Source organism: Cribrihabitans pelagius (assembly GCF_048820915.1).
Taxonomy (GTDB): domain Bacteria; phylum Pseudomonadota; class Alphaproteobacteria; order Rhodobacterales; family Rhodobacteraceae; genus Cribrihabitans_A; species Cribrihabitans_A pelagius.
On the sequence record NZ_JBMERR010000063.1, the window covers coordinates 1 to 974 of the forward strand.

A 974-nucleotide genomic window follows, 5' to 3' on the forward strand; every position below is an offset into this window, starting at 1 on the left:
GCAGCCAAGGTCCGCTTCAATACGATTCCGTGGAAAAACACCCGTTCGCGGGCGCAGAATAAGGGCGCCGGAAAAGAGCGTGAGCGCCTTTTTTATCGGGCTTTCTGCGGTTGCTGCGGTGCGGGAATGACCTTGGCCAGTTTGCGGAGGTTTTGGGCGGTGGCGGCGAGCAGGAATTCGTCGTTTGCGCCGCATGGGCCGCGCAATCGGAGCCGGCTGAGTCCAAGAATGCGCTTGAGGTGGGCGAAGAGAATCTCGACCTTCTTCCGCATTTTCATTGAGATGATGTATTGGTCGGTCTTCGCCCCTCTCGTGCATGTAAACATGCACTGCCGGGCAGTGGATGTCGCGAGCGACTTGCCGCGCGTCTTCATGCTCCTCTCGGGTGATCGACCGGAAGTCCATGTTAGGGCAGCAACGCGGCTTCGAGGTGCAGGCCTGGCACGTGTGCTTTAGGCACCGGTATTTCGCGGCGCCCTTGCCGGCCGGCCCTCGGTTCGGATCGGAATAGTTCCGGCGGAATTGCTTCAGTTCGTGGCCTTCCGGGCAGATGTATTGATTGTTCCCGGCATCCCACTCGAAGTCCGCGCGGGTCCAGGTTCCGTCGCTGCGCCCCGACTTGTCGAAGACGGGGATGTGCGGGGCGATCTTGCGGTCGACCAACCAGCCAAGCATCGGCGCGGTGCCATAGGCGGTGTCTGCGATCAGGCGCTCGGGATGGAGGTCGAACCTGGCCTTGACCCTATCCAGCATGGTCTTGGCCGGCCCAACTTCGGCTTGGCGGATTGATCTCGCCGCTTCCACGTCCACGATGACGCCGTGGTCCGTGTCGATCAGGTAATTGCCGGAATAGCTGAAGAAGGCCGGACCCTTGCGGGCTGCGGTCCATTGGCTGGCAGGGTCGGAATGGGACGTAAACTTTGGCTGATCCTCGCTGGCCGCGCCGAAGGCAGCCTCATCCAGGGTGTCGAGAT

1 pseudogene is annotated in these 974 nt (G+C 61.5%); it reads right to left on the reverse strand.

What is annotated here, in order from left to right:
- Positions 1–92 precede the first annotated feature (92 nt).
- Positions 93–974, reverse strand: a pseudogene (locus tag ACOHX0_RS21865) (transposase); the annotation flags it as partial.